The organism is Streptomyces sp. NBC_00385 (assembly GCF_035917155.1).
GTDB classification, from domain to species: domain Bacteria; phylum Actinomycetota; class Actinomycetes; order Streptomycetales; family Streptomycetaceae; genus Streptomyces; species Streptomyces poriferorum.
Genome location: NZ_CP107951.1, coordinates 1,707,756 through 1,732,880, shown reverse-complemented (window position 1 = coordinate 1,732,880; position 25,125 = coordinate 1,707,756). Strand labels below are relative to the sequence as shown.

The window sequence follows — 25,125 nt, the reverse complement described above, 5'->3', positions numbered from 1 at the left end:
CGGCCGACCCGCGGACCGCCTTCCACCCGCGCCGCACCGTCGCCCGGCAACCCTCAGACTGCCCCGGCCCCGGCACCCACGCGACCGCTGGCGGAGCCGTACGCTTTGCCCATGCAGCCCTCTCCGGAGCAGAGTCCGCATCACGCCTACCCCGATCACTGGGAGGCGGACGTGGTGCTCCGCGACGGCGGCACCGCACGCATCAGGCCCATCACCACGGACGATGCCGACCGGCTGGTGAGCTTCTACGAGCAGGTCTCCGACGAGTCGAAGTACTACCGCTTCTTCGCTCCCTACCCCCGGCTCTCCGCCAAGGACGTCCACCGCTTCACCCATCACGACTACGTCGACCGGGTGGGCCTGGCCGTCACGGTGGGCGGCGAGTTCATCGCCACGGTCCGCTACGACCGGATCAACGCGCAGGGCAGGCCCGCCTCGGCCCCGGCCGACGAGGCGGAGGTCGCCTTCCTCGTCCAGGACGCCCATCAGGGCCGAGGTGTCGCCTCGGCCCTCCTCGAACACATCGCGGCCGTCGCCCGCGAACGCGGCATCCGGCGCTTCGCCGCCGAGGTACTGCCCGCCAACAACAAAATGATCAAGGTGTTCCGGGACGCCGGGTACACCCAGCAGCGCAGCTTCGAGGACGGGTCCGTCCACCTCACCCTCGACCTCGAACCGACCGCCGAGTCGCTCGCCGTCCAGCGCGCCCGGGAACAGCGCGCCGAGGCCCGCTCCGTTCAGCGCCTGCTCGCCCCCGGCTCCGTCGCCGTCATCGGCGCGGGCCGCACCCCCGGCGGCGTCGGCCGAACGGTCCTGCGCAACCTCCTGGGTGCTGGATTCACCGGCCGCACCTATGCCGTGAACAGGGCGTTCGCCGCCGATCAGGCCACCATCGACGGCGTGCCCGCCCACCGCTCCCTCGGTGAGATCGGTGAACGGGTCGACCTCGCCGTCGTCGCCGTCCCCGCCGACCGGGTGCCCGAAGCCGTCGCGGACTGCGGAGAGCACGGCGTCCAAGGGCTCGTCGTCCTGTCCGCCGGCTACGCCGAGTGGGGGGCCGAGGGCCGCGAACGCCAGCGCGAACTGGTGCGCCAGGCCCGTTCGTACGGCATGCGGATCATCGGCCCGAACGCCTTCGGCATCATCAACAACTCCGAGGCGGTCCGGCTCAACGCCTCCCTCGCACCCGAGCGGCCCGCCTCCGGACGCATCGGCCTGTTCACCCAGTCCGGCGCGATCGGCATCGCCCTGCTCTCCGGGCTCTACCGGCGTGGCGCCGGGCTCTCCACCTTCATCTCCGCCGGCAACCGCGCCGACATCTCCGGCAACGACTTCCTCCAGTACTGGTACGAGGACCCGGACACCGACGTCGCCCTGCTGTACCTGGAGTCGCTCGGCAACCCCCGCAAGTTCACCCGCCTCGCCCGGCGGACCGCGGCCGTGAAGCCGGTGGTCGTGGTGAAGGGCGCCCGGCACAGCGGCTCCACGCCACCCGGCCACGCGGTCCCCGTCAGCCGGATCCCGGACGCGACGGTCTCCGCGCTGATGCGACAGGCGGGCGTGATCCGCGTCGACACGGTGACGGAGATGGTCGACGCGGGCCTGCTCCTCGCCGACCAGCCCCTCCCGGCCGGCGGGCGGATCGCGATCCTCGGCAACTCGGAGTCCCTCGGGCTGCTCACGTACGACGCCTGCCTGGCGGAGGGGCTGCGCCCGCGCCCGCCCGTCGACCTCACCACGGCCGCCACCCCGCAGGACTTCCGGGACGCGCTGTCCGCGGCCCTGGCCGACGACGGCTGCGACGCGGTCGTCGTGACGGCGATCCCGTGGGTGGGCGAGAACGGCGAGGCGGAGTCGGGTGACGGCGAGGTCCTGGCCACGGCCCTGCACGCGGCGGCCGCCACCGGTCCCGCCAAGCCGGTGGCCGTGGTCCATGTGGAGATCGGCGGCCTCGCCGAGGCCCTGGCCGCCGCGACCAGCACCGTGGCGCAGCAGCGACCGGCAACGGCGTCACCCGCCCTCGGCGTACCGGGGCCGGCCGCCGCGGCGCCGCGGCGGCCGGGCACGGGCCGGACCACCACCGGCCGGCCCGCCCCCACCCCCGACAAGGCGGCAGGCGACGCGGCCCCCGCACCCGACGCCCCCCGTCCGGTGGGCCGGATCCCCGCCTACCCCGCCGCCGAACGCGCGGTCCGGGCACTCGCCGAAGCCGTGCGGTATGCCCAGTGGCGACGCCAGGCCGCCGTGCCCGGCAAGGTGCCCGAGTTCCTCGACGACACCATCGACGAAGCGGCCGCGGGCACCCTCATCGACACCCTGCTCGGCCAGGCTCCCGACCCGCGCGGCAGGCCCCTGGAACACGACGAGGCCCGCGAGCTGCTGGCCTGTTACGGCATCACCGTCCGCCCCACCCTCCCGGCCCCCGGCCCGGAGGAGGCCGCTGCCGCGGCGGCGCGGCTCGGCTACCCCGTGGCGCTCAAGACGACCGCACCGCATCTGCGTCACCGGGCCGACCTCGGCGGAGTCCGCCTGGACCTCGACGGCGAGGCGGCACTGCGGCGCGCGTACGGCGAACTGACCGACCTGCTCGGCAAGCCCGCCGAGCTCCGGCCCGTCGTGCAGTCGATGGCCCCGCGCGGCGTCGACACCGTGGTGCGGGCCACCATCGACCCGGCGGCCGGCGCCGTCCTCTCCTTCGGCCTGGCGGGCGCCCCCTCCGAACTCCTCGGCGACACCGCCCACCGGCTGGTCCCCGCCACGGACCGCGACGCCGCGGAACTGATCCGGTCCATCCGGGCGGCCCCGGTCCTCTTCGGCTGGCGCGGCTCGGCACCCGTGGACACCGCCGCGCTGGAGGAACTGCTGCTGCGGGTCTCACGACTGGTCGACGACCACCCCGAGGTGGTCTCGATCGCCCTGGAACCGGTCGTGGTCGCCACCCAGGGACTGACCGTCCTCGGAGCGAGCGTTCGGCTCTCGCCACCCCCGGCCCGTACGGACCTCGGCCCCCGGCGCCTGTCCAACTACTGACCCGCGCCGCCCCCGGCCCCGTCCGGCAGCGGCGGCGGGACCGTCCCCGGCAGCCACCGGCCCCCCGTAGGATGGTGCGTATGGCTAAGACCGGTACGACGACCCAGGGGCTGCGCGCGGCGATCGAGCGCAGCGGCTACTACCCGGCCCTCGTGGCCGAGGCGGTGGAGGCCGCCGTGGGCGGTGAGCCGGTCGCTTCGTACCTGGTGCACCAGGAGACGACCTTCGACTCCAACGAGGTGCGCAGGCACGTCACGGTGCTGGTGCTCACGGACACCCGCTTCATCGTCAGCCACACCGACGAGCAGAACGCCGACACCAGCTCCCCGACTCCGTACGCCACCACCTCCACCGAATCGGTCAAGCTCGACCGGATCTCCTCGGTCGTGGTCAGCAGGGTCGTGGCCAACCCGGAGAAGTACGTCCCCGGCACGCTGCCCCGCGAGGTCGTCCTGACCATCGGCTGGGGCGCCGTCTCCCGGATCGACCTGGAGCCCGCCGCCTGCGGCGACCCCAACTGCGAGGCCGACCACGGCTACACCGGCAGCTCCACCGCCGACGACCTGAGCCTGCGCGTCAGCGAGGCCGGCGACGGCCCCGACACCGTGCGCCAGACGCTCGCGTTCGCCCAGGCACTCTCCGAGGCCACGGCCGCGACCGCGGCGGCCGGCCGCTGATGGCCCACCCGGCCTGGCAGGACGACCCCGTGCTGCTGCCACTCGACACCGCCCCCGTGCCGGAGTACGGCAGCGGTTCGCTGGCCGATCTGCTGCCGACGCTCGTCGCGGGACAGGGCGTCCCCGGTTTCACCGCGGCGATCCCCGAGCTCACCCCCGCCGACCGCAACTGCGTCTTCCTGATCGACGGGCTCGGCTGGGAGCAGATCAAGGCGCACCCGGACGAGGCTCCGTTCCTGCACTCCCTCCTGCCCACCTCGCGCGGCGGCACGGGCCGCCCGGTCACCGCGGGTTTCCCGGCCACCACCGCGACCTCGCTGGCCTCGGTCGGCACCGGTCTCCCGCCGGGCGAGCACGGTCTGCCCGGCTACACGGCCCGCAATCCGGAGACCGGCGAGCTGATGAACCAGCTCCGCTGGAAGCCGTGGACACCGCCGAAGGTCTGGCAGCCGTACCCCACCGTCTTCCAGCTGGCCGACGCCGCCGGAGTCCGTACCGCCCAGGTGTCCGCCCCCACCTTCGAGCAGACCCCGCTGACCAAGGTCGCGCTCAGCGGCGGCTCGTTCCTGGGCCGGCTCACCGGTGAGGAACGGATGGACGTCGCCGCCCAGCGGCTGGCGGCCGGGGACCGTTCGCTGGTCTACACGTACTACAGCGAGGTCGACGGCAAGGGCCACCGCTTCGGTGTCGACTCCGACGCCTGGCGCGGGCAGCTGATGTACGTCGACGGGCTGGCCCGGCGCCTCGCCGAGCAGCTCCCGCCGCGCTCGGCCCTGTACATCACCGCCGACCACGGCATGATCGACATCCCGTTCGACGAACAGTCCAGGATCGACTTCGACGAGGACTGGGAGCTGCGCGCCGGTGTGGCCCTGCTGGGCGGCGAGGGCCGTGCCCGCCATGTCTACGCCGTCCCGGGCGCCGAGGCCGATGTGCTGACCGTCTGGCGCGAGGTGCTCGGCGAGCAGTTCTGGGTGGCGAGCCGTGACGAGGCCGTCGAGGCGGGCTGGTTCGGCCCGCGGATCGACGAGCGGGTCCTCGGCAGGATCGGCGACGTGGTCGCGGCGGCCCACGACGACGTGGTGATCACCGCCTCGCGCAACGAGCCGCACGAGTCCGCGATGGTCGGCATGCACGGCTCGATGACCCCCGTCGAGCAGCTCGTCCCGCTCCTCGAAGTACGCACCTAGCCCGTCCCGTTCCGTCCCGCCCTCCTCCCCGCCCGTCCCGAAAGGTGCTCAACCCCTCATGCCCGAGCTTGTGTTCTTCTCCGGAACGATGGACTGCGGAAAGAGCACGCTGGCCCTCCAGATCGGACACAACCGTTCGGCGCGAGGGCTCCAGGGCGTGATCTTCACCCGTGACGACCGGGCGGGGGAGGGGAAGCTCTCCTCGCGGCTGGGCCTGGTCACGGAGGCGGTCGAGGCCTCCGAAGGCATGGACCTGTACGCGCACCTCGTCGATCAGCTCTCCCAGGGCGGCAGGGTGGACTACGTGATCGTCGACGAGGCGCAGTTCCTGGCCCCGGAACAGATCGACCAGCTGGCCCGCGTCGTGGACGATCTGGGCCTGGACGTCTTCGCCTTCGGTATCACCACCGACTTCCGCACCAAGCTCTTCCCCGGCTCCCAGCGGCTGATCGAGCTCGCCGATCGCATAGAGGCCCTTCAGGTGGAGGCGCTGTGCTGGTGCGGGGCGCGCGCCACCCACAACGCCCGGACGGTGGGCGGGGAAATGGTCGTGGAGGGTGAGCAGGTCGTCGTCGGTGATGTGAGCAGCCCCGCCGCGGAGACCGGCTACGAGGTGCTGTGCCGGCGTCACCATCGTCGCCGCATGACGAGCGGTTCCGCCCGCGCCGGAGCGCTGTCGCCGGACGTCCTGCCGGTGGCCTCGGGCTGAGGGTGTGTCGGCCGGACAGGCCGTGGTTCACTGTGGCCGGCGTCTCCGAGTGAGAGAGGCAGGACGCCCGCCATGCCCCGTACGACTGACGAACAGCCGACCACCCCGGGAAGCGCGCTGTGGCTCAAGGGGCAGTTACTGGAGATCGCTTCCGCATCGGTTCCGGGCTGCGGCCCGGTGCTGGTCCGTGAGTGGACCGACCCGGTACGGCTCCGCGACCCCGACCCGGTCGGTCACCGCTTTCTGTTCCTTGTCTGCGTGAGCTGGGACGATCGCTCCTCGTCCACCGGTATCGGCGACGCGCTCAACGCCTTCACCGCAGCCGGCTGGAGCACGTCCCGACGGTCTTCGGAGCACCCCGGGGAGAGCGGGGCGACCGCGCACCGCGAGGATTTCGAGGTCCGGGTCTACGCAGGCAACGGGCCCGGATTCCTGACGTTCACCGGCTGGACCCCCGTCGTGTACACCGGACAGCAGTGGGGCCAGCCACAGGCCACGCTCAGCACGGCCCGTGGTGTGCTGTGCGACGACTGCCACGGCTGGGGATTGTGCCTGCTCTGCGAAGGCAGGGCCTACACCGGTGGCAGCGGCGGCTACGGGCGCTGCTCGTGTGCCGGAAACAACGCGGGGCCCGGCACGTGTGCGGAATGCGCCGGGCGGGGACTTCTTCCTGCCGAGGCGGTGGCGTGGAAGCGGAGCCGGTACGGGCTGCCTGATGCCGGAGACAGCCACGCATTCCCGCAGCCGCCGGCCGAGGACGGGCACGTCTCCAACGCCGACGCGTTCACCGATGTCGGCCAACGGTCCTGTGCATGCGGGGAGTTCCGCTGCTTCTGGCGCAACATCCTCTCCGATGCCGATGATCACCTGCTCTCCCGGTTCGCCGGTGTCTGCCAGGGATGCGCCGCGCAGCGCGCCTACGCGTTCAGGCTCCCCCTGCCGTAGGGCCTCAGACGCCGAGTTCGTCACACAGGTCGACGTACGCTTCGAGATAGTCCGGGTTGCTCCGGAAACCGCCGAGGCCGATCACGTCGAACTCGTCCCTGGAAGCGGTCGCCCGCACGCCGAGTGCGGCAAGCGCCTGGTTGACCGACGCACGGTCGGGCGTCACCCGGTCCTCACCGTCGAACGCGACGGCCCACTGGCCGCCCGCCCCGCCGAAGTAGTCGGTCGCGATGATCGCGAACAGCGGCCTGTCGGTCCCGGTCACTTCGCGGACGAGGTCATGCAGCACGGCCTCGGTCGGAAACAGAACGGTGAGGCCGTCGGGCAGATCGAGCAGTGCGCTGTTCCCGCGCTTCGCGGCCCAGTAGGCGGAGAAATAGTGATCGATCGGGAACACGCTGATGCCGTCGTGCGCGAGAACGGCGCGCAGCCCGAGGGAGAGGGCTCGCTCGGTGTCCACCCGTCCGGTCACGACGAGTGCGCAGACGCGATGAGACATGCGCGCATCCTAGGTCGGGTTCAGCGGGGTTCAGCCGGGTTCAGTCGCGTTCAGCCGAGCCCAGGGGACGCGAACGGATCGGACGGAGGCAGCGATCAGGGCAGCGATTCCTCTGATCACCCACCGGTGCAAGGCGGTTGGCCTATCTTACTTTCGTGAAACCGCTGACTCCCGAGGATCCCGCCCGCATCGGCCCGTACCGTCTGATCGCCCGGCTGGGTGAGGGCGGTATGGGGCTGGTCTATCTGGGCAGGTCCGAAGCCGGACGTACCGTGGCCGTCAAGGTCGTGCAGGCCGAGTATGCAGGGAACCAGGAGTTCCGCAGGCGGTTCGCCCGTGAGGTGGCGGCCGCGCGCCGGGTGGGCGGCCACTGGACCGCGGAGGTGCTCGACGCCGACCCCGAGGCCGCGGTGCCCTGGGTGGCGACCCGTTACATCCCGGGGCCCGATCTGAGCACCGTCGTAGCCAAGGACTTCGGCCCCCTGCCCGAGTACTCCGTCCGCATCCTCGCCAACCGCCTGGCCCTCGCCCTGCAGGCGGTGCACGAGGCGGGCCTGATCCACCGTGACCTCAAGCCGTCCAACGTCCTCGTCACCGTGGACGGGCCCCGCGTCATCGACTTCGGTATCGCCCGGGCCATGGACAGCCTCGCCGGGGACAGCCTGCACACGCGCACGGGCATGCTGATCGGGTCCCCGGGCTTCATGTCACCCGAGCAGGTCCGCGGCCTCGAACTCACCCCGGCCAGCGACATCTTCTGTCTGGGAGCCGTCCTCGTCCACGCGGCCACCGGGCGCCTGCTCTTCGGCGCCGCGGACACCGGCCTGCCCGCCCATCTCTTCCGGATCGCCGAGGACGAGCCGGATTTCACCGGCGTACCGGAGAGCCTGGCCGGTCTCGTCCGCGCGTGTCTGGAGAAGGACCCCGCCAAGCGGCCCACGCCCCAGGAGGTGGCCGCGCGCACGGCGCAGGATTCGGCGGCCGAATGGCTGCCGGGCGCGGTTCTCGCGCAGCTCGGACGCCATGCGGCCCAACTGCTGGACTACGCTCCCGAACTGCCCGTGGACGCACCCGTGACGGGTTCGGACCTGCTGGTCAAGGCCGCGCAGCCGCAGCCCCTGCCGCCGCCGCCCGCCTACGCCCCGACCGCCCCGGCGCAGTTCAGCCCGCCGCCGGGATTCGGACCGCCGCCCCAGGGCACCTGGCCCACATCCCCGTCGCCCTTGCCTCAGGACGAGGCGCCGGCACATCCCCGGCGCTGGTGGGGGCTGGTGGTGATCGCCCTGGCGCAACTGATGGTGCTGTTCGACGCGACCACGTTCAACATGGCGGCGCCGGCCGTCCAGACCGACCTGGGCATGAGCGGCGACAGCCTGAACTCGATGTTCACGGCGTACACGCTGTCGTTCGGCGGCCTGCTGCTGATCGGTGGGCATCTCGCGGACCGCATGGGCCGCAAACGTGTGTTCGTGATCGGCCTGGTCGGTTGCGTGCTGGCGTCCGCGCTCGCCGGCGCGGCCGCCGGCTCCGGCCTGCTGGTCCTGGCCCGCTGTCTGCAGGGCGCCTCCGCCGCGGTGCTGACCCCGGCCGCGCTGGCCCTGGTCAGCACCGGATTCGCCGGCCCGAAGGAACGCGGCCGGGCCATGGGGATCTACGCAGCCGTCGCCGGAGGCGGCACGGCACTGGCCGTGCTCGTCTCCGGAAGACTCATGGAGAGCCTCTCGTGGCGCGTCTCGCTCTACGCGGGCGCCGCTCTCGCCGTGATCGCGCTGATCGGTGCGGCGACCCTCGTGCACGAGCGTCCGGGGCGCGCCGACACCCGCCCGGACACCGCAGGAATGGTGCTCGGCACCGGCGGACTCATCGCCCTCTCCTACGGCCTCGCCCAGGCCGATCCGCGCGGCTGGACCGACCCGCTGGTCCTGGGCCTGCTGGCGGTGGGCGCCCTCCTGCTCGCCGTTTTCCTCGTGCGGCAGACCATGCGGACGGACTCCTTCCCCTCAACGCCCGGCGTCACGGGACCGGACCGTCTCGGTTGCTTCCTCGCCATGCTTGCGGCCGGGTTCGGCGTCATGACGTCGTCCGTGGCCGTGGAGGTCTTCTTGATGAACGTCCTCGGTGACAGCCTTCTCGAGACCGGCGTGGCCTTCCTGCCCATGGTCGCCGCAGTGGTCATCGGTTCCACGCAGGTGTCCGCGCGCCTGCTGCCGCGCGTCGCGCCCCGCGCCCTGATCGTGAGCGGTCTGGCGATCATGGCCGTCGGCATGCTGCTCCTGAGCGGCCTCGAAGCCGACAGTACCTATCTCACCGAGGTGCTGCCCGGCCTGCTCCTCACCGGCTTCGGTACCGGCCTCGCCTTCCTGCCGCTCTTCGCCACCGCGACCGCAGGCGGCCCCGAACTCTCCGGCGCACGTTCCGCCGCCGTCACGGCGGGCCAGCAGCTGGGCCTCGGGCTCGGCGGAGCGGTGCTGGCCGCCGTTGTCGCCGCCGAGCTGCGCCATTTGTCGGGGCCCGACGAGGTGGCGACGGCCCTGCTCGACGCCTACACCATCGCCCTGCGGTGGGCGGCCGCCGGCATGGCCCTCGCCTGTCTCGCCGCCGGTCTGCTGGTCACCTCCAGGGCGCCGGTAACGCGCACCCCGGGCCGGTGAGCAAGCGCCTCAGCGCCCCGTCGACCGCACGATCGTGAACGCCGCGCCCTCCGGGTCCGCGACCGTGGCCACCCTGCCGCCGGACCCCTCCCGGGGCGGCTGCAGGATGTGCCCGCCGAGTTCCACCACGCGCTGCGCGGCCTCGTCCGTGTCGTCGACCTCGAAGTACGTCATCCAGTGCGGACCCCGGTCGCGCGGCAGGGCGTGGCCGACGCCGTGCAGCGAGGCCACCGGGCGGCCGTCCAGGTGGAGGGTCTGGTAGTCGAAGTCGGCCGAGACGACCGCCTCGGCCTCGTAGCCGAACACCGCCTGGTAGAACTTGGCGACCGTCGACGTCTCCCGGGTCACCAGCTCGTTCCAGACCGGAGTGCCGGGGGCGCCGGCCAGCGTGGTGCCGAGGTGTGCGGCCGCCTGCCAGATCCCGAACACGGCGCCGACCGGGTCGGAGGCGATGGCCATCCGGCCCGCCTCTCCGGCGTCCAGCGGCCCGACACCGACCGTGCCGCCGCAGGCGCGGATCGCCTCCGCCGTGAGGTCGGCGTCGTCGGTGGCCAGATAGGTCGTCCAGGCGATCGGGAGGTGCCGGTCCGGCGGCAGCTGTCCGATACCCGCGACCTCCTTCCCGTCGATCAGCGCCCGGACGTACGGGCCGAGCTGCTCCGGGCCCGGCCCGAACTCCCAGCCGAACAGTTCGGCGTAGAAGTTCTGGGTCGTGTGCAGGCCGTGCACGATCAGGCTCACCCAGCATGGTGTTCCGGGCGCTCGCCGAGCGGCAGCCTCGGTCATCGTCACACTCTCCTCCGACCATCGTGGTGGCCGTACAGGGGGAACGGGGCCGGCGCGCCGTTGTGCGGTACGGGATGTGTACGCCCCGTGCAGATGCTTGCACCACCCGGCGCGTGATGCGTCCCGGCCGCGCCGCAATTTCCGCGATCTCGACCGAGGAGGTCCGGTTTGTGGTGATACATGCATTTCGGCGCTATTACGGGCGGGCCGGCCTCTGCGCGAGGATGGCACGCATGAAGCCCATCATCACCGCATCCGAATGTGCGAGCGAGTCGGCGGGGCCACGTCCGCCGGTGCTCCTGGACGTACGTTGGCAGCTGGGCGGCCCCCATGGCCGGCCCGACTACGAGGCCGGGCATCTTCCCGGCGCGGTCTTCGTCGATCTGGAGGCGGAACTCTCCGGGCCGGCGGGTGACGGCGGACGCCACCCCCTGCCCGATCCGGTGGAGTTCGGTGCCGTCATGCGCCGTGCCGGGGTGAGCCGGGACAGCTCGGTCGTCGTGTACGACGGCGGACTGAGCTGGGCGGCGGCCCGTGCCTGGTGGCTGCTGCGCTGGACGGGGCACCGGGACGTCCGGGTGCTGGACGGCGGTCTCGCCGCGTGGACCGGTGAGCTGTCGAAGGAGATTCCGAGCCCCGCGGAGGGGGACTTCGTCCCCGTGCCCGGAGCGCTGCCTCTGCTGGACGCGGACGGCGCGGCCGCTCAGGCCCGCTCGGGCCTGCTGTTCGACGCGCGGGCGGCCGAACGGTACCGGGGCGATGTGGAGCCGCTCGACCGGGTGGGCGGGCATATCCCGGGTGCGGTGTCTGCCCCCACGGTGGAGAACGTCGGCGCGGACGGGCGTTTCCTTCCCGCCGAGCGGCTGGCTTCCCGGTTCTTCGGGCTGGGTGCCACCGAGGATGTCGGGGAGGTCGGTGTCTACTGCGGCTCGGGGGTCTCCGGCGCCCACCAGGTGCTGGCGCTGGAGATCGCCGGCTTCGCGGACGCGGCCCTCTACGCGGGCTCCTGGTCGCACTGGACGCGCGACGAGTCGCGTCCGGTCGCCACGGGACCCGACCCGCAGTAGGGGATCCGTCGGGCGGCCGGGATGGCTCCGGCCCCGCCCGGACAGCGCACGAGGGCCCGTACGCGACGGCGTACGGGCCCTCGTCATGCTGCTGTCACCCGGACTCTCAGTCCTGCTTCTTGCGGCGGGTGCCGAAGACGATCTCGTCCCAGCTCGGCACGGCGGCCCGCCGGCCGGGCCGGACCCCGTCGGCCTCGGCCTGCCGGTCCGTCGTACCCGTGAGGCGGTCGCGGTGCCCCGCGACCGCACGCGGCATCAGGACGTCCGCGTACGCGGAACCCGCGCCCGCCGAGGCCGCGGGGGCCGGCGGCTCCTCAGCCTCCGGCTCGTGGGGGGCGGGTTCGAGCGCCGGGGGCTCGGGCGGTGCGGGCCGTTCCGGTACGACCATGTCGCCGCGGAAGCTCGGTACCGCCTCCAGCAGGCTGGTGAGTGAATCCCGCTCGCTCGCGGTGACCCCGCCGATGCGCTCCTCCGGCTCCGGGGGCGGAGGCGGTGCGGGGCGTTCCATCTGGCGGTCCAGGGCGCGGTCCAGCGGCCGGTCGCGCGGCAGCCGGGCGATCCGGGGGACGAACGGGAAGCTGGGCTCGGGCGCGGCGACGTCGTCGGTCTCGCCGATCAGCGAGCGTGCCTCGTCGTCGACGGCCTGGACCAGCCGGCGCGGCGGATCGTAGGTCCAGCTCGCCGAGTGCGGCTCGCCGGCGACCCGGTACACCAGGAGGACCTCCCAGGTGCCGTCGTCGCGGCGCCATGAGTCCCACTGGACGGTTTCCTTGTCGGCGCCGCGCAGCAGGAGGCGTTCCTGCACCGCCTCGCCGAGTTGAGGGCCAGTGTTCTCGCCGGGACGGCGCACAGGAGTCTTCCGGGCCCGCTCGGCCATGAAGGCGCGCTCCGCGAGCACGGGGCCCTCGAAGCGGCGGACACGGTCGACCGGAATCCCGGCGAACTGAGCGACCTCCTCCGCGGAGGCACCGGCTCGTATCCGGGCCTGGATGTCGCGGGGGCGGAGGTGGCTCTCCACCTCGATCTCGATCTGGCCGAGCCGCGCGCGGTCGTTGCGCACGGCGGCTCGCAGCCGCTCGTCGATCGGAAGCGTGTACTCCGTGCTGTCCGCAGCCTTGAGCACCAGTCGTGTGCCGTCGTTGGAGACGGCCACGACACGCAGTTCGGGCATGGGGACCTCCCGGGTGGTGCCTGCCGACGTCACGTGCGTCGCTGCTTCCGCTAGTCGAGTGTGGCCTGCCCGGGTGCAGCCTGCCACAACATTGCCGTGTTGCCCGGCGTGTCGGGCGTGAGCCCTTGATCGCCGGTATGACACGGTGACCTCTTGCGCAACGCAAAGTAACCGATGGTCACTCCGCGTAGCTGGCCCCCGTGCGATGCCGCGGCGCCGCCGGATCGAGTGCCTCCTTCGGCCCCCTCCCGAAGGTTCCGGACTTCCACGCGGGAGTCCGGCCCCAGGGCTCGCCACAGTACTCCATTCGGGCCATCGGGGTGGACCGCCGCGCCGCCGAAGTTCTCGTGAGGCACGGCAGTTGAGGTACCCCGTTGAAGGCGGGATGCCCGCAATGCGTGTCCTCCTTCACAGAATCAACGTAAGCGGAACTATCTGCTTCGCTCAAATGTCCCTTGTTGTTGCATGGTGGGAGAGATGTCAACCAAGGGCTGGAAATGGTGCAGAAGCCGGAAAGTGACACAGAACCCAGAGAAAGGCGGATAGATCTGAGCCTGCCCCAGGTGGCGGGCAGTGCGGTGGCGGCGGTCGCGGCGGCGGTGGCGGCCTCCCAACTGGGCGTGTACGGGACGATTCTCGGCGCCGGGGTGATGAGCATCGTGGCAACCTGCGGCGGCTCGGTCTTCCAGCACTTCTTCCGCCGCACGGGCGAGCAGATCCGCGAGGTCACGGTCCAGGTGAAACACCCGGGCCGCGAGGTGACGGTCCACACGCGCCAGACGCGGGACGGCGGGGACCCGGACGCGCGGTGGGAGACCTCCGGTACGCGGGTCGCCCTGCGCGAGGCCGCCGGGTCCGCCGACGCCACCGCGATGCTGCGGCCTCTGGATGCCACGACCGTGCTCCGGCAGGTCGACCCCGCGGGCATGCCGGTGGGCGGCGCTCCGAAGGACGCCGACGCCACGACCGTCCTGCGGCAGGTGGATGCCACGACCGTGCTGCGCAAGGCGACCGCCGGCCCGGACCGTACGCAGCTCATCGAGTCGCCGGCCGGAACCCGGCAGCTCGCTGCGGCCCCGGCGTCCGACGACGCCTTCACGCAGGCGACCACGCACGGCACCCGGATCCGCGGCTGGAAGCGCTCGGCCCTCGGGGCGGCCGTGGTGTTCGTCGTGTCGATGATCGGGATCACCACGTTCGAGCTGGTCTCGGGCAACGACCTGAGCGGCGGCCACGGGACCACGGTCGGCTCCGTCGTGCGCGGCGAGCGGGGCTCGGGTCCGTCCGATCCGGCACCGTCCACCGGCACCGACCCGGAGCAGGAGGCCACGACGCCCGGCGAGGACACGAGCACGGCTCCCGGCGCCGACCCGCAGGACGGCCGGAGCACGAACCCGGAGCCGGACCGGGACGGCGCCTCCACGACCGACCCGACGCCCACACCCACTCCGTCGGAATCCGCCGGCGACGACACGGCGCCGGCGCCCGCCCCCAGTCCCACCACCGGCGGCGGCAACAGCTCCACACCCGATCCGACCGGTACCGCCGACGCTCCGGCGCAGGACGGCGACGCGACGGCCGGCACGGACACGGGGGAGTGAGAGAGGAACCGGGCGCCACTTCCCCCGGACGCCGTCGGCCTCCGCCCTCATCCAGGGTGGAGGCCGACGGCGTCCGGCGACGGGGTCAGTCGCCCAGGACCCGGCGCAGGTAGTCGTTGGCGAAGAGCCGGTCCGGGTCCAGCCGGTCCCGTACGGCGGTGAACTCGCCGAAGCGCGGGTACACCCCGGCCAGGTACTCGGCGTCACGGGTGTTGACCTTGCCCCAGTGCGGACGGCCGCCGTGCGCGGTCATGATCCGCTCGACCGCCGTGAAGTACGCCTGGTAGGGCGTGCCCCGGTACAGATGGACGGCGATGTACGCGCTGTCCCGGCCCGAGGCCGTGGAGAGCGCGATGTCGTCCGCGGGGGCGGTGCGCACCTCCACCGGGAAGCTGATCCGCAGCGGGGACCGGTCCACCATCGCCTTGACCTCGCGCAGCGCGCCCACGGCGGCCTCGCGCGGCAGGGCGTACTCCATCTCCACGAACCGCACCCGGCGCGGGCTGGTGAACACCTTGTAGGGGATGTCGGTGTATGTACGCGCCGACAGGGCCCGGCTGGAGAGTTTGGCGATCGAGGGGATCGTGGCGGGGACCGCCCGGCCGAGTGAGCAGGCCACCTGGAAGACGCCGTTGGAGAGGAGCTCGTCCTCGATCCAGCCGCTGACCCTGCCGGGCGGGGCGGCAGGGCCCGCGCTCCGGTTGTTGCGCTTGGTGTTGCAGTTTCCCGTGTGCGGGAACCAGTAGAACTCGAAGTGTTCGTTCTCGGTCACCAGCTGGTCGAAGTCCGCCGTGACCTTGTCGAAGGCCATCGGCTCCTCACGTGCCGTCAGCAGGAAGACGGGCTCCACGGCGAAGGTGAGGGCGGTGATGACGCCCAGCGCGCCGAGCCCGATCCGGGCTACGGCGAAGACCTCCGGGTTCTCCGTCTCCGAGCAGGTCAGCACCGTGCCGTCCGCGGTGACCAGCTCCAGGGAGCGGATCTGCGCGGATATGGACGCCGAGTCGCGGCCGGTGCCGTGGGTGCCGGTCGAGGTGGCCCCGGCGACCGTCTGCTCCATGATGTCGCCCATGTTGGTGAGCGAGAGGCCCTCGCGGGCCAGCGCGGTGTTGAGCCGCTTCAGCGGGGTGCCGGCCTCGACGGTCACCGTCATCGCCGCGCGGTCGATGTCGCGGATGCCGGTGAGCAGATCGGGGCGGATCAGCAGTCCGTCGGTGGCGGCTGTCGCGGTGAACGAATGGCCGGTGCCGACCGGCTTCACCTTCAGGCCGTCCTCGGACGCCCTGCGCAGCGCCTCGGCGAGCTCGTCCACGGACGCGGGGGACACGGCCCTTGCCGGGCGGGCGGTGACGTTCCCCGCCCAGTTACGCCACGCGCTCGTCGTCGTCCGTGCGTAGGTGTCGGTCATCTTCCCCGCGCCCTTCCGTAGGAACCGGCCCTGTGAGCCGGCGGTACCCCAGGAACGCCACCGCGGCCGCGAGCGCTCCCGCCACGGCGGGCACCGCGTACCCCGCCTTGGCCCCGGACGCGTCGACCACCCAGCCGGCGGCCGAGGAGCCGAGCGCCACGCCTACGGCGAGCCCGGTGCTGGTCCAGGTCATGCCCTCGGTCAGTCTGGTGCGCGGTACGTGCTGTTCGACGAGGGCCATGGTCGTGACCATCGTCGGTGCGACGGAGAGACCCGCGACAAAGAGCGCCACGGCCAGGAACGGCAGGTTCCCGGCCAGTTGGAGGGGGATCATACTCACGGCCATCGCGCACACTCCCACCAGCCACCGGGTGGATGACCTGCCCTTCAGGTGCAGCAGGCCGAACACGGCCCCGGCGAGGCAGGACCCCAGCGCGTACACCGCCAGCACCAGGCTGGCCGCCGCCTTGTGGCCCTGTTCCTCGGCGAAGGCCACCGTCACCACGTCGACCGCCCCGAAGATCGCCCCGGTCGCCACGAAGGTGACCACGAGCACCTGGAGTCCGCGCGAGCCCAGCGCGGAGCCCTTGGTGTGCCGGGCATGCGGGTGCGGCACCGGCTCGGTGGCCCGCTGAGCGGTCAGCCAGAAGACTCCGACGAGCAGGAACCCGGCGGCGACCAGGGGGCCGGCCTCCGGGAACCATGCGGTGGAGAGCCCGATGGAGATGATCGGGCCGAAGATGAAGCAGACCTCGTCGACGATCGACTCCCACGCGTACGCGGTGTGCAGCTGCCGTGCCGAGCTCCGGTAGATCTCCGCCCAGCGGGCCCGGACCATCGACCCGACACTGGGCACGCAGCCCGCACCCGCGGCGAAGACGAACAGGGTCCAGTCGGGCAGCCGCTGCTGCGCGCAGACCAGCAGGCCGGCCACCGCCGCCAGCGCGACGAGCGTCACGGGACGCAGCACCCGGCGCTGCCCGTACCTGTCCACCAGCCTGGACACCTGCGGTCCGACCACGGCGGCCGACATCGCCAGCGTCGCGGAGAGCGCGCCCGCCAGCCCGTACCGGCCGGTGAGCTGGGAAATCATGGTCACCACGCCGATGCCCATCATGGACAGAGGCATCCGGCCGAAGAAGCCGGCCGAGGAGAACCCCTTGGTGCCGGGGGCGGCGAAGATCGCGCGGTAGGGACTGGGCAAGGAGGGCTCCGCTACGGCGTGATCACACGCGGTGTCAGGGGTGAACGTGGCCGATACAGCTTACGGGCGCGCCGGTGCGCCCGACAGCGGGATTCCCGGCGGGCGCGCCTCGGCGGACGGTGCCGCACGGCCGGCGGATGCGGGCCGCGGCCGTGGGCGGATGCTGTGAGCGGGATGCGAGCCGTGGCCACGGTGCGGATGTCGGTGGGAAGCGGGCCGCAGGCGGGTGGCAGGATCGATGCCATGTCCGATCTGCGCGATCCCGCTCCCTACGACGCCCTGCTGCTGCTCTCCTTCGGAGGTCCCGAAGGACCGGACGACGTGGTTCCGTTCCTGGCGAACGTGACCCGTGGCCGGGGGATCCCCGAGGAGCGGCTGAAGGAAGTCGGCAAGCACTACTTCCTCTTCGGAGGCGTCAGCCCGATCAACGCCCAGAACCGGGCGCTGCTCGACGCGCTGCGCAAGGACCTCGCGGAGCACGGACTGGATCTGCCGGTGTACTGGGGCAACCGCAACTGGGCGCCCTACCTGACCGACACCCTGCGCGAGATGGTCCGGGCGGGGCACCGCCGCATCGCCGTCCTGGCGACGAGTGCCTACGCCTCGTACTCCGGCTGCCGGCAGTACCGCGAGAACCTCGCCGAGTCGCTGGCCGTCCTGGAGGCGGAGGGCCTGCCGGTGCCGCGCGTCGACAAGCTGCGGCACTACTTCAACCACCCCGGCTTCGTCGAGCCCATGGTGGACGGCGTCCTCGCCTCGCTGGCCGAGCTGTCCCCGGAGCAGCGGGCGGGCGCCCATCTCGCCTTCACCACGCACTCCATCCCCACCTCGGCCTCGGACACCTCGGGCCCGGTGGAGGCGCACGGCGACGGTGGCGCGTACGTCGCCGAGCACCTGGACGTGGCCCGGCTGATCGTGGCGGCCGTGACCGAGCGGACCGGCGTCGAGTACCCCTGGCGGCTCGTCTACCAGTCGCGCAGCGGCGCCCCGCACATCCCGTGGCTGGAGCCCGACATCTGCGACCACCTGGAGTCGCTGCACGGTGACGGGGTCCCCGCCGTCGTCATGGCGCCCATCGGCTTCGTCTCGGACCACATGGAGGTCCTCTACGACCTCGACACCGAGGCCACCGCGAAGGCGGCCGAACTCGGGCTCACGGTGCGCCGGTCCGCGACGGTCGGTGCCGATCCGCGGTTCGCGGCCGCCGTGCGCGACCTGGTGCTGGAGCGCGCCGCCACCGAGAAGGGCCTGGACCGGGAGCGGTGTGCGCTCGGGAGCCTCGGGGCGAGCCACGACCTCTGCCCGGTCGGCTGCTGCCCGGCCCGGGCGCTCAAGCCGGCCGCCGCGGGCGCCGACAGCCCGTACTCGTAGAGCGATCCGATCCGATCCGTACCCCTCACCCCTCTGGGAGCGCCGTGACCGACCCCCTGCTGCCCGAACTGCTCGACCTCGCCCTGGACGTCGCCCGCCGCGCCGGTGCGCTGCTGCGCGACGGCCGCCCCGCCGACCTGGGCGTGGCCGCGACCAAGTCCAGTCCGGTCGACGTCGTCACCGAGATGGACATCGCCGCCGAGAAGCTGATCACCGGCTTCCTGTCCGAGCGCCGCCCGCACGACGGCTTCCTCGGCGAGGAAGGCGCCAGTTCCGAGGGCAGCAGCGGCATCCGCTGGGTGATCGACCCGCTCGACGGCACCGTGAACTACCTCTACGGCCTGCCCACGTGGGCCGTCTCCGTCGCCGCGGAACGCGACGGAGAACGGATCGTGGGCGTCGTGGAGGTCCCGATGCGCGGAGAGACCTACCACGCGGTCCTCGGCGGCGGTGCGTACGCAAAGGGCGGGGCGTACGGGGAAGGCGCCCGGCTGCGCTGCCGGCCGGCCCCGCCGCTCGACCAGGCGCTCGTGTCGACCGGCTTCAACTACGTCGCCGACGTCCGCGCGCACCAGGCGGACGTGGCGCGCGTGCTGATCCCGCGGCTGCGGGACATCCGGCGCGGCGGTTCCGCGGCGATCGACCTCTGCGACGTCGCCGCCGGACGCCTCGACGGCTACTACGAGCGCGGCCTCCATCCATGGGACCTCGCGGCCGGTGACCTCATCGCCCGGGAGGCGGGCGCGCTGACCGGCGGGCGCCCGGGACTGCCCGCCGACGGCGGCCTGACGGTGGCCGCGGCACCCGGGGTCTTCGAGCCCCTTCAGGCGCTGCTGGAGGAGCTGGGCGCCTGGCACGACTGAGAACCCGCCGTCCACGGCCCCGGGAGGCCCGCTGAGCGGGCCGTGGACGTCACCGGAACCGAGAAGGCCCCGCGGATGCGCACGCAGCATCGCGGGGCCTTCTCGTGACGGCTCAGACGCTTGTGGCGCCGATGTGAACACCGTGCTCGGCAGCGAGGCGGTGCAGGTCGTCCAGCTCGCCCTGCTCGACATCCGCGAGGAAGTCGTCGCCCGTCTCGCGGGCCTTCGTGAGGTCGGACTCGGTGGTCTGGATGCGTTGCAGCAGACCTGCGGTGAAAGCGTCCATGAAGCGCCCCCTCATCGTGGGTCGGTGGCACGGGGGTGTGCCCGGGTTTCCCTCCGCCGAGGCGGTAGGGCGGGTGATCACGCACTCTCCGGGGGACGGAGGGGCCTGTGGCACGCCACATACAAGACGTGATCGCGGGTGTGAATTCGTCCTCCCCAGCCCAATCCTCAGAGAAACCTCAACTGGCCCGGGAATCCTTCGAATTCCCGGAAGCCGCAGGTCGGGCCGCGCCGTCTTACCGCCGGTTTATACGCGTTACGGGCAGGATGGAGCCGCACAGACCGTGCCGGGACACGGTCCGGATCATGGACCACGGGTCCGTCCGGACGCTCCGCCGGTCTGTCGGGAACGCCGTGAAGTCACGCGGCGAGGTCCCGTCGTGAAGTTCTGCCGTGAAGTTCTAAGGAAGGAAGCGCCGTGCGCGTACTCGTCGTGGAGGACGAGCAGCTGCTCGCCGATGCGGTGGCCACCGGATTGCGCCGTGAGGCCATGGCCGTCGATGTCGTGTACGACGGCGCCGCGGCCCTGGAGCGCATCGAGGTCAACGACTACGACGTCGTGGTGCTCGACCGGGACCTCCCCCTGGTGCACGGCGACGACGTCTGCCGCCGGATCGTCGAGCTGGGTATGCCGACCCGGGTACTCATGCTCACCGCGTCCGGGGACGTCAGCGACCGGGTGGAGGGCCTGGAGCTCGGTGCGGACGACTACCTGCCCAAGCCCTTCGCCTTCAGTGAGCTGACCGCCCGGGTCCGGGCGCTGGGCCGCCGTACGACGGTCGCCCTGCCGCCCGTCCTGGAGCGTGCCGGGATCAAGCTCGACCCCAACCGTCGTGAGGTGTTCCGCGGCGATCAGGAGGTGCAGCTCGCTCCCAAGGAGTTCGCGGTGCTGGAGGTCCTGATGCGCAGCGAGGGCGCCGTCGTCTCGGCGGAGCAGCTCCTGGAGAAGGCATGGGACGAGAACACCGACCCGTTCACCAACGTCGTCCGGGTGACCGTCATGACCCTGCGGCGCAAGCTCGGCGAGCCGCCGGTGATCGTCACGGTGCCCGGCTCCGGCTACCGGATCTGAGGCCGGTGCCCACCGTCCCGCCCCCCGCGGCGGCGCCCCCGAAGCCCACCTGGGAGCCCAAGCAGCAGGAGCCCCCGTACACCTGGCTGCGCCCGACCATCCGGATACGGCTCACCCTGCTGTACGGCGGTATGTTCCTGATCGCCGGCATCCTGTTGCTGTCGATCATCTACATGCTGGCCGCCCAGGCCCTGCACGTGGGCAGCGAGCTGCCGTTCAAGATCGTCAGCGGCAAGGTGACCAGCGAGATCTGCAACCTGCCCGAGAACGCCCCGGCGGACGACTTCAACGCCGCGGTGAACACCTGCGTCAACCATCAGCGCCAGCAGGCGCTCGACACGCTCCTCAACCGGTCGCTGCTGGCCCTCGTGGGCCTGAGCGTCATCGCCTTCGCCTTCGGCTACGCCATGGCCGGACGGGTGCTCTCGCCGCTGGGCCGGATCACCCGCATCGCACGCAGGGTGGCCGGAACCGATCTGTCCCGCCGCATCGAACTGGACGGACCGGACGACGAGCTCAAGGAACTGGCCGACACCTTCGACGACATGCTGGAACGGCTGGAGCGGGCCTTCACCGCGCAGCAGCGGTTCGTCGGAAACGCGTCGCACGAGCTGCGCACCCCGCTGGCCATCAACCGCACGCTGCTGGAGGTCCACCTCTCCGATCCTCAGGCACCTCCCGAGCTCAAACAGCTGGGCAAGACGCTGCTGGCCACCAACGAACGCAGTGAGCAGCTCGTCGAGGGCCTGCTGCTGCTCGCCCGCAGCGACAACCAGATCGTCGAGCGCAAGCCCGTGGACCTGGCCGAGGTGGCCTCCCGCGCGCTGGACCAGGCACGGAGCGAGGCGGAGGCCAAGGGCGTGGAGATGCGCAGCGAGCTGGCCCCGGCCGTCGTCCAGGGCAACGGTGTCCTGCTGGAGCGGATCGCGCTCAATCTCGTACAGAACGCGGTGCGCTACAACGTTCCGGCGGACGGCTGGGTCGAGGTCAGCACCGAGCTGATGCCGGGGCAGGCCCTGATGGTGGTCACCAACACCGGACCCGTGGTGCCTGCCTACGAGATCGACAACCTCTTCGAGCCCTTCAGGCGGCTGCGTACGGAGCGGACGGGCAGCGACAAGGGGGTCGGTCTCGGCCTTTCGATCGCGCGCTCCGTCGCGCGCGCTCACGGAGGCCGTATCATCGCGGAGCCCCGCGAGGGCGGTGGTCTTGTGATGCGCGTCTCACTGCCCGTCTGAGAAGCTGGGCGGGGCGCGATGTGCGCGGATTATTTTTGTTCGCTTTGAGCGGAATTTTCGGGACTCGATCCCGGGAGGGCCGTGTGTGATCGATCACAGGAGCGAATTTCCGCCCGTCCACGCTCCGTGATCAGGGATCCCACCGAAAATCCGGCAAAAGTCGGGTTTTCGGGGGTCAATATCACGGGAAGTACACGGGGTGGTGCTGGCAAACAGCACCGCCGGGACCGTGTACGGTCCCCATCGCCACCCAAGCTGATCACTCTCGAGCGGTCCTTTTGGGTGTCGATTGAGTAACAGACCTTGATGTGAGGCAAAATCTCCGCCTCGGGTCGGGCACAAGTCCGGCCTCTCACGCGTTACGTGCGCTGAGACACCGCAGACACCCAGAGGGGGAGAGCGACAATGGCAACGGATTACGACACCCCACGCAAGACCGACGACGACGTCGATCAGGACAGCCTTGAAGAGCTCAAGGCTCGCCGGAGCGACAAGACGGCGTCCGCCGTCGACGTCGACGAATTCGATGCGGCCGAAGGACTGGAACTGCCCGGCGCAGACCTGTCCAACGAAGAACTGGCCGTAAGGGTCCTGCCCAAGCAGGCCGACGAGTTCACGTGCATGAGCTGCTTCCTCGTGCACCACCGCAGTCAGCTGGCCCGCGAGAAGAACGGCCAGCCGATCTGCCGCGACTGCGACTGAGGTCCGGTCGGCCGTGGCAGGGGACTCACCGTTCCGGAAGCGGCGCCGCCGGCGCAACGAAGAGCCGGAGGCGCAACAGGGCGGTACAGGCCCGGCAGAGGGCGTCACAGCGCCTGCCGAGCAGTCCGCCCTGCCACCCACGCCGGGCGAACACGACGACGAGCGAGGCCGGTCGGCCTCGCTCGAAGCAGTCGAAGCAGCTGTCGCGGCCATCGAGGCGGCTGCGGAAGTCGACGCGGCCGACAGGGCCGGACAGGTCGACAGGACGGAGCCCGTGACCGGGGCAGGCCGTCTGAAATCTGTGAAACGGGGCGTACGCAAGGGCGGGGAGAGCGCCAAGGCGGCGATCGGTCATATCGCCGACCTGATCATCGACATCGCTCCCCGCGTCCCTGTGCGCGACCTCGCCACCCTGCGCAAGCAGTTCCCGGGCCTCGGGCCCGACGAGATCGCCGACCGGCTCATCGCCGGCGCGAGCAGGGCCACCGCGACCGTCGGCGCCGGAATCGGCGCAGCGGCCATGATGCCCGTCCCGCCCGCCATGCTCGCCGAGCTGGCCGCGGAGATCACCGGTGTGGCCGCGATCGAGATGAAGCTCGTGGCGGAGCTGCACGAGGTCTACGGACTGCGCCCGCCCGGCAACATCGCCCAGCGTTCCACCGCCTACCTCACGTCCTGGACGGAGGAGCGCGGTATCGACGTCGCCCACCCCACGACGGTGAACGCGGCGCTCGGTGGCCAGATGAAGCGCGAGCTGCGCCAGCAGATCATGAAACGCACCGTGCGCGATCTGCCCAACCTCATCCCGTTCATGATCGGCGCCGCCGTCGGCGCGATGATGAACCGGCGCGACACCAGGAAGCTCGCCGAACGGGTCAGGAAGGACCTGCGCGAGCGGCAGACCCCCTGGGACCGCCTGACCGACCTGCCACCGCTGGAACGGCCCGAGCGCCCGTACAAGGCCCTGCCCGGGAGCACGGAGGGCCACGAGGACCCCAAGGGCCGCCAGGAGCCGGAGGCCTAGGCCGGGCCGGCCGCCTTCAGGGCCGCGGCCAGCGCCTGCGGCTCACGGGTCGACAGATACACGTACGGAGTCGGGTCCCCGGGATCCGTGACCTCCACGCGCACCGCCGTCGGGATGTAGCTGCGCAGCAGCATGAAGGCCCGGGTGTCCGCCTTGTACGAGCGCCAGGCGCGTGCCTCCTCGGCGTCCAGGACCTCGGCCTCACCGAGCGCCGACACGGGGATCCTCGCGTCGCCCGCGACGAGGGCACCGGCCACCACCCGGATCCGCGCGGAGCCGTACGAGCTGACCGCCACCGCCGACAGGACGGTGCCGCCGGCCAGCCCTGCGAGCAGGGGGAGGGTGCCCAGCGGCAGCAGCATCAGCGCGCACGCGATGCCGACCAGCAGGGCGATGAACCACCACGAACGGGGTGCGGTGAGACGTTCGTCGAACGGCGGGGTGGAAGGCTGCATGAACCCAAGCTTGGCACGGCGCGACCTGCGGGTACCCGCGCGGGTAAGGTCTGCGGCTGTGAGTGGAACATCTGCGGCCCTGAAGCCCCCCGCCGACGCGGTGAAACCGGTCCGGCATCCCGACGCCCCGGCACCGGGTGAGCTGCTCGGCGCGCACTACGAACACTGTTTCGGCTGCGGCGACGGACAGCCGCACGGGCTGCACCTCCAGGCGAGGGCGGGTGAGGGTGTCGGTGTCACCGCCGAGTTCACCGTGCAGGCCGCCCATCAGGGCGCCCCGGGCCTCGCCCACGGCGGGGTGCTGGCCACCGCGCTGGACGAGACGCTCGGCTCGCTGAACTGGCTGCTGCGCGTGATCGCGGTGACCGGACGGCTGGAGACCGACTTCGTCCGCCCCGTGCCGGTGGACACCGTGCTGTTCCTGGATGCCGAGATCACCGCCGTCCACGGGCGGAAGATCTACTCCCGGGCGACCGGCCGGATCGGCGGCCCGGACGGGCCCGTCGCCGTCCGCGCGGAGGCCCTGTTCATCGAGGTCAAGGTCGACCACTTCATCGACAACGGCCGCCCGGCGGAGATCCGGGCCGCGATGGCCGACCCCGACCAGGTCAAGCGCGCCCGCGCCTTCGAGGTGAACCCGTGATGCGCCACCCCGTCGACGTCCTGATCCGCCGGCTCGACCCGGAGGTGCCGATTCCGGCGTACGGGCACCCGGGCGACGCCGGAACCGACCTGGTCACCACCGAGGCCGCCGAGCTGGCGCCGGGCGAGCGGGCCGTACTCCCCACCGGGGTTTCGATCGCCCTGCCGGACGGGTACGCCGCGTTCGTGCACCCCCGGTCCGGCCTCGCCGCACGGTGCGGAGTCGCCCTGGTGAATGCTCCGGGGACGGTGGATGCCGGGTACCGTGGAGAGATCAAGGTGATCGTCATCAATCTCGACCCGCGCGAGTCCGTGCGGTTCGAGCGGTTCGACCGGATTGCCCAACTGGTCGTGCAGCAGGTCGAGAAGGTGCGCTTCCACGAAGTGTCGGAGCTTCCCGGTTCGGCGCGGGCCGAAGGGGGCTTCGGGTCCACCGGCGGTCATGCCGCCGTTGATGTTGATGGCGTCCGGGGCGGGGTTCCCCAGGGCGGGAACAGCTACGCTTCGGTCGAATCCGACCGGGAAGGAAAGTGAC

Annotated in this window: 23 protein-coding genes; 16 read left to right on the top strand and 7 right to left on the bottom strand. The window is 71.8% G+C overall.

The window, feature by feature from the left end; translation table 11 throughout:
• Positions 1-111: 111 nt before the first annotated feature.
• The 5 genes from OG959_RS07540 to OG959_RS07520 all read left to right on the top strand — a co-directional run bounded on the left by OG959_RS07540 (position 112) and on the right by OG959_RS07520 (position 6,551).
• Positions 112-3,030, top strand: a complete 2,919-nt coding sequence (locus OG959_RS07540; RefSeq protein WP_326657406.1) for a bifunctional acetate--CoA ligase family protein/GNAT family N-acetyltransferase — start codon at positions 112-114, stop codon at positions 3,028-3,030.
• 80 nt (positions 3,031-3,110) lie between these two features.
• Positions 3,111-3,707 carry a DUF5998 family protein gene (locus tag OG959_RS07535; RefSeq protein WP_136327834.1) on the top strand — a complete coding sequence of 199 codons (597 nt, stop codon included), beginning with the start codon at positions 3,111-3,113 and terminating at the stop codon, positions 3,705-3,707.
• The gene (locus OG959_RS07530) at positions 3,707-4,897 is read left to right on the top strand and encodes an alkaline phosphatase family protein (RefSeq protein WP_326657405.1); all 1,191 of its coding nucleotides are present in this window, start codon (positions 3,707-3,709) and stop codon (positions 4,895-4,897) included. Before OG959_RS07535 ends, OG959_RS07530 begins: the two co-directional genes overlap by 1 nt.
• Before the next feature lie 58 nt (positions 4,898-4,955).
• Positions 4,956-5,606, top strand: a complete 651-nt coding sequence (locus OG959_RS07525) for a thymidine kinase (protein WP_326657404.1) — start codon at positions 4,956-4,958, stop codon at positions 5,604-5,606.
• Positions 5,607-5,678: 72 nt separating this feature from the next.
• Positions 5,679-6,551, top strand: coding sequence for a hypothetical protein (locus OG959_RS07520; protein ID WP_326657403.1), 873 nt, complete (start codon positions 5,679-5,681; stop codon positions 6,549-6,551).
• A 4-nt stretch (positions 6,552-6,555) separates the two neighbouring features.
• Here OG959_RS07520 and OG959_RS07515 read toward each other — a convergent pair whose 3' ends face one another.
• Positions 6,556-7,050 carry a hypothetical protein gene (locus OG959_RS07515; protein ID WP_326657402.1) on the bottom strand — a complete coding sequence of 165 codons (495 nt, stop codon included), beginning with the start codon at positions 7,048-7,050 and terminating at the stop codon, positions 6,556-6,558.
• A 155-nt stretch (positions 7,051-7,205) separates the two neighbouring features.
• On the opposite strand from OG959_RS07515, the gene OG959_RS07510 reads away from it, so the two are divergent.
• Complete coding sequence (locus tag OG959_RS07510; RefSeq protein WP_326657401.1) at positions 7,206-9,701, top strand: MDR family MFS transporter; 2,496 nt, start codon at positions 7,206-7,208, stop codon at positions 9,699-9,701.
• Between the two features lie 9 nt (positions 9,702-9,710).
• On the opposite strand, the gene OG959_RS07505 is transcribed toward OG959_RS07510, so the two are convergent.
• Entirely contained in the window at positions 9,711-10,487 is a 777-nt protein-coding gene (locus OG959_RS07505; RefSeq protein ID WP_326657400.1) for a VOC family protein, read from the bottom strand.
• Positions 10,488-10,720: 233 nt separating this feature from the next.
• Between OG959_RS07505 and OG959_RS07500 the strand changes: the two genes are divergently transcribed.
• Positions 10,721-11,554, top strand: coding sequence for a sulfurtransferase (locus tag OG959_RS07500; protein ID WP_326657399.1), 834 nt, complete (start codon positions 10,721-10,723; stop codon positions 11,552-11,554).
• A gap of 106 nt (positions 11,555-11,660) precedes the next feature.
• On the opposite strand, the gene sepH is transcribed toward OG959_RS07500, so the two are convergent.
• Entirely contained in the window at positions 11,661-12,725 is a 1,065-nt protein-coding gene (gene sepH, locus OG959_RS07495; RefSeq protein WP_148021365.1) for a septation protein SepH, read from the bottom strand.
• A 497-nt stretch (positions 12,726-13,222) separates the two neighbouring features.
• Between sepH and OG959_RS07490 the strand changes: the two genes are divergently transcribed.
• Entirely contained in the window at positions 13,223-14,326 is a 1,104-nt protein-coding gene (locus tag OG959_RS07490) for a hypothetical protein (RefSeq protein WP_326657397.1), read from the top strand.
• 85 nt (positions 14,327-14,411) lie between these two features.
• Here OG959_RS07490 and OG959_RS07485 read toward each other — a convergent pair whose 3' ends face one another.
• Both OG959_RS07485 and OG959_RS07480 read right to left on the bottom strand, forming a co-directional pair.
• Positions 14,412-15,734 (bottom strand): D-arabinono-1,4-lactone oxidase, encoded by a 1,323-nt coding sequence (locus OG959_RS07485; RefSeq protein ID WP_326657396.1) that lies wholly within the window; start codon positions 15,732-15,734, stop codon positions 14,412-14,414.
• A complete protein-coding gene (locus OG959_RS07480) occupies positions 15,691-16,938 on the bottom strand; it encodes an MFS transporter (protein ID WP_326657395.1) in 1,248 nt (415 codons plus the stop codon). Before OG959_RS07480 ends, OG959_RS07485 begins: the two co-directional genes overlap by 44 nt.
• 243 nt (positions 16,939-17,181) lie before the next feature.
• Here OG959_RS07480 and OG959_RS07475 point away from each other — a divergent pair, with 243 nt between their 5' ends.
• Both OG959_RS07475 and OG959_RS07470 read left to right on the top strand, forming a co-directional pair.
• A complete protein-coding gene (locus OG959_RS07475; protein ID WP_326657393.1) occupies positions 17,182-18,309 on the top strand; it encodes a ferrochelatase in 1,128 nt (375 codons plus the stop codon).
• Positions 18,310-18,353: 44 nt separating this feature from the next.
• Positions 18,354-19,172 carry an inositol monophosphatase family protein gene (locus OG959_RS07470; RefSeq protein ID WP_326657391.1) on the top strand — a complete coding sequence of 273 codons (819 nt, stop codon included), beginning with the start codon at positions 18,354-18,356 and terminating at the stop codon, positions 19,170-19,172.
• A 112-nt stretch (positions 19,173-19,284) separates the two neighbouring features.
• Here the strand turns inward: OG959_RS07470 and OG959_RS07465 are convergent, their stop codons facing one another.
• Positions 19,285-19,458, bottom strand: coding sequence for a hypothetical protein (locus OG959_RS07465; RefSeq protein ID WP_187285335.1), 174 nt, complete (start codon positions 19,456-19,458; stop codon positions 19,285-19,287).
• A 417-nt stretch (positions 19,459-19,875) separates the two neighbouring features.
• Here OG959_RS07465 and OG959_RS07460 point away from each other — a divergent pair, with 417 nt between their 5' ends.
• From OG959_RS07460 to OG959_RS07445, 4 genes are all read left to right on the top strand, one after another.
• A complete protein-coding gene (locus OG959_RS07460; protein ID WP_018551468.1) occupies positions 19,876-20,529 on the top strand; it encodes a response regulator transcription factor in 654 nt (217 codons plus the stop codon).
• Between the two features lie 5 nt (positions 20,530-20,534).
• Positions 20,535-21,767: a sensor histidine kinase gene (locus OG959_RS07455; RefSeq protein ID WP_326657389.1), complete on the top strand. Its 1,233-nt coding sequence runs from the start codon at positions 20,535-20,537 to the stop codon at positions 21,765-21,767.
• A 405-nt stretch (positions 21,768-22,172) separates the two neighbouring features.
• Entirely contained in the window at positions 22,173-22,469 is a 297-nt protein-coding gene (locus OG959_RS07450) for a DUF4193 domain-containing protein (protein ID WP_003965732.1), read from the top strand.
• A 13-nt stretch (positions 22,470-22,482) separates the two neighbouring features.
• The gene (locus OG959_RS07445) at positions 22,483-23,493 is read left to right on the top strand and encodes a hypothetical protein (RefSeq protein WP_326657387.1); all 1,011 of its coding nucleotides are present in this window, start codon (positions 22,483-22,485) and stop codon (positions 23,491-23,493) included.
• Here the strand turns inward: OG959_RS07445 and OG959_RS07440 are convergent.
• Entirely contained in the window at positions 23,490-23,948 is a 459-nt protein-coding gene (locus OG959_RS07440; RefSeq protein ID WP_326657386.1) for a DUF3093 domain-containing protein, read from the bottom strand. The two genes, OG959_RS07445 and OG959_RS07440, sit on opposite strands and share 4 nt — an antisense overlap.
• A gap of 58 nt (positions 23,949-24,006) precedes the next feature.
• On the opposite strand from OG959_RS07440, the gene OG959_RS07435 reads away from it, so the two are divergent.
• Both OG959_RS07435 and dut read left to right on the top strand, forming a co-directional pair.
• Positions 24,007-24,591, top strand: coding sequence for a PaaI family thioesterase (locus tag OG959_RS07435; protein ID WP_326657385.1), 585 nt, complete (start codon positions 24,007-24,009; stop codon positions 24,589-24,591).
• Entirely contained in the window at positions 24,591-25,124 is a 534-nt protein-coding gene (gene dut, locus OG959_RS07430) for a dUTP diphosphatase (protein WP_326657384.1), read from the top strand. Before OG959_RS07435 ends, dut begins: the two co-directional genes overlap by 1 nt.
• The last annotated feature ends 1 nt before the right edge of the window (position 25,125 follow it).

Bases quoted from the DNA above. Each gene is read 5' to 3' on its own strand.
- OG959_RS07540 (WP_326657406.1), top strand. From the start codon at position 112: ATGCAGCCCTCTCCGGAGCAGAGTCCGCATCACGCCTACCCCGATCAC.
- OG959_RS07535 (WP_136327834.1), top strand. From the start codon at position 3,111: ATGGCTAAGACCGGTACGACGACCCAGGGGCTGCGCGCGGCGATCGAG.
- OG959_RS07530 (WP_326657405.1), top strand. From the start codon at position 3,707: ATGGCCCACCCGGCCTGGCAGGACGACCCCGTGCTGCTGCCACTCGAC.
- OG959_RS07525 (WP_326657404.1), top strand. From the start codon at position 4,956: ATGCCCGAGCTTGTGTTCTTCTCCGGAACGATGGACTGCGGAAAGAGC.
- OG959_RS07520 (WP_326657403.1), top strand. From the start codon at position 5,679: ATGCCCCGTACGACTGACGAACAGCCGACCACCCCGGGAAGCGCGCTG.
- OG959_RS07515 (WP_326657402.1), bottom strand. From the start codon at position 7,050: ATGTCTCATCGCGTCTGCGCACTCGTCGTGACCGGACGGGTGGACACC.
- OG959_RS07505 (WP_326657400.1), bottom strand. From the start codon at position 10,487: ATGACCGAGGCTGCCGCTCGGCGAGCGCCCGGAACACCATGCTGGGTG.
- OG959_RS07500 (WP_326657399.1), top strand. From the start codon at position 10,721: ATGAAGCCCATCATCACCGCATCCGAATGTGCGAGCGAGTCGGCGGGG.
- sepH (WP_148021365.1), bottom strand. From the start codon at position 12,725: ATGCCCGAACTGCGTGTCGTGGCCGTCTCCAACGACGGCACACGACTG.
- OG959_RS07490 (WP_326657397.1), top strand. From the start codon at position 13,223: ATGGTGCAGAAGCCGGAAAGTGACACAGAACCCAGAGAAAGGCGGATA.
- OG959_RS07485 (WP_326657396.1), bottom strand. From the start codon at position 15,734: ATGACCGACACCTACGCACGGACGACGACGAGCGCGTGGCGTAACTGG.
- OG959_RS07475 (WP_326657393.1), top strand. From the start codon at position 17,182: ATGTCCGATCTGCGCGATCCCGCTCCCTACGACGCCCTGCTGCTGCTC.
- OG959_RS07465 (WP_187285335.1), bottom strand. From the start codon at position 19,458: ATGGACGCTTTCACCGCAGGTCTGCTGCAACGCATCCAGACCACCGAG.
- OG959_RS07450 (WP_003965732.1), top strand. From the start codon at position 22,173: ATGGCAACGGATTACGACACCCCACGCAAGACCGACGACGACGTCGAT.
- OG959_RS07440 (WP_326657386.1), bottom strand. From the start codon at position 23,948: ATGCAGCCTTCCACCCCGCCGTTCGACGAACGTCTCACCGCACCCCGT.
- dut (WP_326657384.1), top strand. From the start codon at position 24,591: ATGCGCCACCCCGTCGACGTCCTGATCCGCCGGCTCGACCCGGAGGTG.